Raw genomic sequence first — 7,170 nt, 5'->3', positions numbered from 1 at the left:
GCACGCGTCGCCGGGGACGCCCCCGGGACGTCGGCGGTCGGGTCGGGTTCGCCCCGGGCGTCGCCGGTCGGGTCCGGTGCCACCGTGGGGCCGGCGGCGAGCGGCGCCCGGGCGGCCCCGAGCCGGTCCAGGGACAGGGCGAGCAGGATGCCCAGCACCGGCACGCAGATCAGCGGGAAGCGGGCCGGCACCGCGAGGTCCAGCAGGGGCAGGTCGGCCAGGAGCCGGTACGGCCCGGGGATGACGGTGGCCGTCCCGTCCAGCCGGACCTGCGCGCCGAGCGAGAGCAGCGCGAAGAGCAGGCCGCAGACGGCCAGCGCGCGGACCAGCGGCCGACGCCACAGCCAGATCACGATCACCACGGCGAGCACCAGCAGTCCCGGCCCGAAGAAGGAGTTCTCCTCGGTGGGGTTCGGCGCGAGCAGTCCGGGCAGGTGGTCGTCACCGAACACGGTCTGCCGGGCTGAAGCGGTGAACGACGCCGCGTCCAACTGGTAGCCGTACGCGTGGAAGGGCATCCCCCGGTAGTGGCCCGGGCCGAAGAACTGGAACCACAGCGGGTATGCCAGCAGCGGCACCGCCACCGCCGCGCCGACGCCGATCCGGCCGAGCAGGGCGGGCGCCAGGCGACGGGCCGCCGCCCGGTCCGCCGCCGCGTACGCCAGCGCGAACACCCCGGCGGCGAGGGCCACGAAGAGCAGCACCTCCTCGCCGAGGAAGACCTGGTATGTGACGAGCAGCCCGAGCAGCGCCCCGTGCCGCCTCACCCGGCCGGCGTCCGGGCCGAACACCAGCGCCAGGATCGCCGGCACCAGGAACTGCGCCGCCATGTGCAGGTGCGCCCCGGCCTGCGCGACCATGCCCGGGGCGAAGCCGCAGAAGAGGCCGCCGACGGCCGCCGCCACCCGGGAGTCGACCAGCCGGCGGCGCAGCAGGACGTACCAGGCCGTCGCGGTGCCGGCCAGGCAGCAGACCACCGCCACCAGGAACGCCGTCTGGGAACCCAGGAGCAGGGTGACCGGGGTCAACGGCACCCCCAGGCCGAGCACCGAGGTGTTGGCCATCAGGTTCACCCCGTCCGGGGCGTTCAGCGCCGAGCTGTGCAGCGGGTTCTCCAGGCCGGCCACGGCCCGGGCCGCCCGGGCCAGCATCCACTCGAAGAGGACCTGGTCCCCCGCCTGGTGGAACAGCCGCCGCGGACGTCCCCACTGGCCGACGGTGAGCAGCACCGCCAGCGCGAGGTAGCCGGCCACCACCAGCGCGTCCGACGCCCGTACGCGCGGCCGGGGGCGGCGCCGGGCGGGTGTCGCGTCGACGGTGCCGGTCGCCGTCGGAGCGGCCATCAGGCCGGCTGGTCGGTCAGCGTCCGCACGTCCCACACCCAGACGTCCAGCTCCCGGCGGCCGGGGCCGACCAACTGCTCGACGGTGCGTCGCAACGGCTCGGCGTTGTGCTGGCCGACCGGCAGCACCAGGATCGCCGCCCGCCAGTGCCGCAGCTCGTCCAGCGACCGGCGTCGCTGCCGGTCGTCCAGCTTGGGCGTACGACCGGTCGAGGCGACCTTCTCCAGCAGCTGCCCCACCCCGCTGGGCCGGCCGCCGAAGCGGCCCGGGTCGCCGGTGTTGCCGTTGCGCGGGGCCAGGAAGTAGCCACCGGGGATCTTGAAGTCGAGGTTGGTGGCCGCGGCCCAGCGCATCCCGTGCGTGTGGCCCATGTTCGGCACCGGGATCGGGACCAGGGTCTGGTCGGGCCGCACGTAGCCGCGCCACCGGTCGGCGGTGATGAAGTCCGGCACCGGCGGGCGGGAGGTCACCCGCAGCGGCATCGGCGCGATCGGCAACAGCGCGAGGACCAACCCGGCGACGGTGACCGTACGCAGCGTGCGGCGCTCGACCGGCAGGCTGCGGGACCGCTCGACGGCGAGCGCCAGCAGCACGCCGATCACCACCGTGGTGATCAGGCCGAACCGGGTCGGCACCACCGCGTCGAGCAGCGGCAGCCGGACCAGCCACTCCCACGGCCCGGTGAACAGTTCCCGGTCCCACCAGGAGACCCGTTCGCCGAGGGAGAGCACCGCGAAGAACACCCCGGTCACGGCGAGCGCCCGGACCAGCGGCTCCCGCCGCAGCCAGAGCACGATGCCGACGGCCATCAGGGAGAGGCTCCAGCCGAAGAAGGCGTTCTCCTCTGAGTAGTTCGGGGCCAGGTTGACGTTGGCACGCTCGTTGCCGCCGAGCGTCGGCGAGCCGGGGGCGAAGAAGGCGGCGATGTCGTTGCCGTAGTCGCGGACCGCGTCGCTCAGCCCGTGGTACGCCATCGGCCCGGCGAACTGCACCCACAGCGGGTACGCCAGCAGCGACCCGGCGACGACGGTGCAGGTCAGCAGCGCCTTCGCCAGCGGGCGCCAGGCCGTCGACGCCAGCGCCGGGCGCTGCGCGACCACGGCGAGCAGGAAGATCCCGCAGGCCAGCGCGGTGAAGAGCAGGATCTCCTCGTTGATGAACGCCTGTGCGGTGACCATCAGGGCGAGCAGCACGCCGTCGCGCCACGGATGCCGGGACCGGGTGATGACCAGCACCCGCCAGACGATGAACGGCAGCAGGAACTGGGAGATGATGTTCGGGTGCCAGCTGGCGTGCGACAGCATGGCCGGTGAGAACCCGCAGAACCACCCCCCGACCGCCGCCGCCAGCGGGCTGCGCACGACGTGCCGGGAGAGCACCAGGTACCAGGCGGCGGCGGTGCCGGCGAGGCCGAGCGTCACCAGCACCACGAAGGTCACGGCCGGGCCGAAGAGCAGCGTCACCGGCACCATCGGGATGCCCAGGGCGAGGATGGCCGTGTTGGCCATCAGGTTGACCCCGTCGGGGTAGTTGAACTGCTCGGTGAAGAACGGGAACTCCCCGTGCAGGACCACCCGCACGGAGTGGGCGAGGAAGAACTGCACCTGGGCCGGGTCGCTGCTGTAGAGCGAGGCGACCCGCCCGGCCGGGTCCACCCAGATCTGGCTGGTCACCCAGACCGCGGCGAGCAGGAAGAAGCCGAGGACCGCCAGGTCCTGCCGCCGCCGGGGCCACCGCCGCGCCCGGCCCTGCGCGGCAGCGGTGGCCACCGGCGCGGTGGCATCGGGTGCGGTGGCATCGGGCGCAATGGCGTCGGATGCCGTGGCCTCGGATGCGGTGGCGTCGGGCGCCGTGGCGTCGGGCGCCGTGGCGTCGGGCGCGGTCGGGGCGGTGGGCGCACCGCGGCCGTTCGTCGTGCCGTCGCCGCTGGTGACCGGCTGTGACGCGGAGACCGCGGCGGCGACGGCTTGCGGCGAGGATTCGGCGCGGGTCTCGGCAGGCGTCACAGTCGGCGGAGTCTACCCGAGCGGGGCATTCGCCCAGAAACCACGGCGGCGACCGGCGTGGGGTGGGCGCCGGCCGGGCCGGGACCGCGTCCGGGCCCGGCCACCTCCCGGGCGTACGAGGTGCCGGCTCCGGGTGATCGGACATCTCGTACTATGGCGCTTTCCGTAGACGACGGCCCAGTCGATCGAGGGGGCGTACAGGTGGCTCCAGTCCGCCGGCGCGGCAGCACGGCCACCGCACTGCTGACCCTGCTGCTCACCGCTACCGCCTGCGGTCCGGTCGCCGACCGGCAGCCACGGGACCTGCGGATCGGGTACGACAGTCTGGACGGCTCCCTGAAGGTCTGGCCGCCCCGCGGCACCCTCGCCGGGGACGCCCGGGTGACCGCGGCGGTGTCCGGGGCGGTCCGGGACTGGCGGTCGCCGACCGACGACCGGGTGCACCTGCCCTCGTCCGGGATCCTCTTCTCCGGTGAGGTCGACGGCGCGCCGCTGGCCCTGGTCGCCGCGGACGTGCCCGGCGAGAGCGCCTCCTGGTTGCTCCAGGTCACCGCCGACGGCGACCGGTACGCGGTCACCCGGGCCACCGAGTACACCGACCCCGGCTACCTCGTCTACTCCGACGTGCTCCCGGTACAGACCGCCACCGGCCGGCGCTACCTGACCTCCGGGCGGGTGGAGCGCCTGCTCGGGCCGGACGGCCGGGCCCTGTCCCACACCGACGGCCTCACCAAGCCGGTGGACGTGCCGGCCTGCCGGGCGGTGCCAGTGACGGCCACGCTGCGCGCCACGGACTCGCTGCCCCGGGGCCGGGCCGCGGACCGGCTGCTGGACCTCGGCACGGGCACCGGCGACCCGCGCTACCCCCTGGTCCGGGACGAGAGCGGCTCCGGGAAGCGGGCGTTGACCGGCCTGGACACCTGCGTGCTCGCCGGCGAGCGCGGGCCGTTCGGCAGCATCCCGCGGCGGATCGGCGACCGGGACGCCCCGCGCTCGGTGCCGTCGTCGTGGCCGATGGCGAAGCTCGCCGTCCGCACCCTCGGCGAGGTCGCCCTCGGCGGCGGCGAACCGGCCGAGCTGGAGCAGCTCAGCTGGGAGACCGCCGACGGCACGATGACCGCGGTGGTCTACCGCCCGGCCGACGGGGGCGCCCCGGTGGTCTCCCCCGCCGACCGGTCCAGCCCGCTGCAGACGTACGCGCTGCCGGTGCCGGGGCAGCCGCTGGCGGTGCTGAGCTGGCGGGCCAGCCGGGACAGCTCCCTGTCGGTGCCGCCGGGCACCCCGCGGCTGGTGGACCGACCGGGGCTGGCCGTCGTACCGATGCCGGCCGAGTCGGAGACGTTCAGCCTGGCCGGCGCGGAGAAGACCCACTACCGCTCGATCGGCGGTCGCTGACCCGGATCACGCGAACGGCGGACGCCCCGGGTGACCGGGACGCCCGCCGTCGGCGGCTGTCGCGTCAGTTCTGGGCGGCCGCGTCGTCGGTGGTGATCCGGACCGGCTCGACCGGCTCGGCGTCCAGCCGGGAGATCCAGCCGGTCACGTCCCGGGCCACGTCCTGCGCGGTGAGGCCGAGGTCGGCGAGGATCTGCGCCCGGGTGCCGTGCGGGTGCCAGTCGGCCGGTACGCCGAGGTCGCGCAGCGGCACCCGGACGTCCGCGTCCCGCATCGCCTGGGCGAGGGCGTCACCGACGCCGCCGACCCGGACGCCGTCCTCGACGCTGACCACGAGGCGGTGCCCGGCGGCCAGCTCGACCAGCTCGGCCGGGACCGGGCGGACCCAGCGCGGGTCGACCACGGTGACCCCGTAGCCCTGCTCCGCGACCCGGGCGGCCACCTCCATGCCCAGCTGGCCGAAGGAGCCCACGGCGACCAGCAGCACGTCGGTGCGCGCCGACTCGGCCAGCACGTCGACCGGGCCGAACCGGCGCAGGGCCGGCAGGTCGGCCGCGACGGTGCCGGTCGGGAAGCGGACGATGGTCGGCCCGTTGTCGACCTCCACCGCCTCGCGCAGCTCCTCGCGCAGGGTGGCGGCGTCCCGGGGGGCGGCGATGCGCAGACCCGGCACCACCCCGAAGACGGACATGTCCCACATGCCGTAGTGGCTCGGCCCGTCGGGGCCGGTGATTCCGGCCCGGTCCAGCACGAAGGTCACTGGCAGCCGGTGCATGGCCACGTCCAGCAGGACCTGGTCGAAGGCACGGTTGAGGAAGGTGGCGTAGACCGCCACCACCGGGTGCAGCCCGCCGAGCGCCAGGCCGGCGGCCGAGGTGGCCGCGTGCTGCTCGGCGATGCCCACGTCGTAGACCCGGTTCGGGTACTTGCGGGCCAGCTTGGCGATGCCGGTCGGCTCGGCCATGGCGGCGGTGATGCCGACCACGTCCGGCCGCTCGTCGGCGATGGCGACCAGCTCGTCGGCGAAGACGTGGGTCCACTTCACCGACGGCGCGGCGACCAGCTTGCCGGTCTCGATGTCGAAGGCGCTGCCCGGGCCGTGCAGGCAGTCCGCCTCGTCCTCCTCCGCCGGGCGGTAGCCGTAGCCCTTGCGGGTGACGGCGTGCACGATCACCGGGCCGCCGAAGTTCTTCGCCGCCCGCAGCGCGGACTCGACCGCGGCGACGTCGTGGCCGTCGACCGGGCCGACGTACTTGATGCCGAGGTCCTCGAACATCGCCTGCGGGGAGACCGCGTCCTTGATGCCCTTCTTGACCGCGTGCAGCACCTCGTACATCGGCTTGCCGACCAGCGGGGTGGAGCCGAGGGCGTCCTTGACGGTGTCGAGCACCTTCTCGTAGCTGGGGTTGAGCCGCAGCGAGGAGAGGTGGTCGGCGAGGCCGCCGATGGTCGGCGCGTACGAGCGGCCGTTGTCGTTGACCACGATCACCAGCGGGTTGCCGGCGGTGGCGATGTTGTTCAGCGCCTCCCAGCACATGCCGCCGGTGAGCGCCCCGTCGCCGACCACGGCCACCACGCTGCGCGGCTCGCCCCGCAGCGCGTACGCCTTGGCGAGGCCGTCGGCGTAGGAGAGCGCGGTGGAGGCGTGCGAGTTCTCCACCAGGTCGTGCTCGCTCTCGGCCTGGCTGGGGTAGCCGGAGAGGCCGCCGCGCTGGCGCAGCCGGTCGAAGCCGGCCTGCCGCCCGGTCACGATCTTGTGCACGTAGGCCTGGTGGCCGGTGTCGAACAGGAGCCGGTCCCGGGGGGAGTCGAAGACCCGGTGCATGGCCAGGGTGAGCTCGACGACACCCAGATTGGGGCCGACGTGCCCGCCGGTGCGGGAGACCTTGGCGATCAGGAAGTCACGGATCTCGGCGGCGAGGATGTCCAGCTCGTCGACGGACATGCGCTTGACGTCCTGCGGGCCGCGCACGGTGGTCAGCAGCCCGGTGTGGTGGACCGTGTCCTCTTCAACACTCATGACGGAAGAGTCTATCGGCCGCCCGGTACTCCGCAGCCTGGCCGGGATCCCCGTCGCCCTTCGCGGGGTGCTGAGCGCCGGGTCAGGCACGGATCCGCAGCCGGCGCGGCGGGGTCACGCCCGGGCCGCTCCGGTGCGTCGGCCCGGACGGCGTCCAGGAGCCCAGCACGGCGGCCCGGGTGGCACCGGTCACCGAGGGCAGCGCGCCGGGCAGCCCGTGCCAGGAGAGCCAGCCCAGCAGCGCGAAGGCGTACGCCTCCTTGGCCTGGGCCGGCACGCCCAGCTCGTCGGTGGTGCGCAGCCGCCACCGCCCCGCCCCGAGCGCGGCCAGCCGGGCCGTCAGTGTGGGATTGCGCACCCCGCCACCGGCCGCGACGACCTCCGCCACCCGGGCGTTGCAGAGCAC

The 7,170-nt window shown here is 74.6% G+C and carries 5 protein-coding genes; 1 reads left to right on the top strand and 4 read right to left on the bottom strand.

All coding sequences use genetic code 11. The features are described 5' to 3' along the window. Both NCC78_RS24925 and NCC78_RS24920 read right to left on the bottom strand, forming a co-directional pair. A partial coding sequence (locus NCC78_RS24925; protein ID WP_250797421.1) for a DUF6311 domain-containing protein occupies positions 1–1,343 on the bottom strand: 1,343 nt, incomplete at its 3' end. Beyond that, positions 1,343–3,112 carry a DUF6311 domain-containing protein gene (locus tag NCC78_RS24920; RefSeq protein WP_250797423.1) on the bottom strand — a complete coding sequence of 590 codons (1,770 nt, stop codon included), beginning with the start codon at positions 3,110–3,112 and terminating at the stop codon, positions 1,343–1,345. The genes NCC78_RS24925 and NCC78_RS24920, both read right to left, overlap by 1 nt. A 438-nt stretch (positions 3,113–3,550) precedes the next feature. On the opposite strand from NCC78_RS24920, the gene NCC78_RS24915 reads away from it, so the two are divergent. Next, complete coding sequence (locus tag NCC78_RS24915; protein WP_250797420.1) at positions 3,551–4,744, top strand: hypothetical protein; 1,194 nt, start codon at positions 3,551–3,553, stop codon at positions 4,742–4,744. A gap of 64 nt (positions 4,745–4,808) precedes the next feature. Here the strand turns inward: NCC78_RS24915 and dxs are convergent, their stop codons facing one another. Together dxs and NCC78_RS24905 are read right to left on the bottom strand one after the other, a co-directional pair. Then, positions 4,809–6,764, bottom strand: a complete 1,956-nt coding sequence (gene dxs / locus NCC78_RS24910) for a 1-deoxy-D-xylulose-5-phosphate synthase (RefSeq protein ID WP_250797419.1) — start codon at positions 6,762–6,764, stop codon at positions 4,809–4,811. Positions 6,765–6,846: 82 nt separating this feature from the next. Next, positions 6,847–7,170 (bottom strand): anhydro-N-acetylmuramic acid kinase (locus NCC78_RS24905; protein ID WP_250797418.1); only part of this gene is annotated, 324 nt, incomplete at its 5' end.

The organism is Micromonospora phytophila (assembly GCF_023656545.1).
Taxonomy (GTDB): Bacteria; Actinomycetota; Actinomycetes; order Mycobacteriales; family Micromonosporaceae; genus Micromonospora; species Micromonospora phytophila.
The sequence above is the reverse complement of the archived record's forward strand: the minus strand, read 5'-3'. Positions and strand labels throughout refer to the sequence as shown.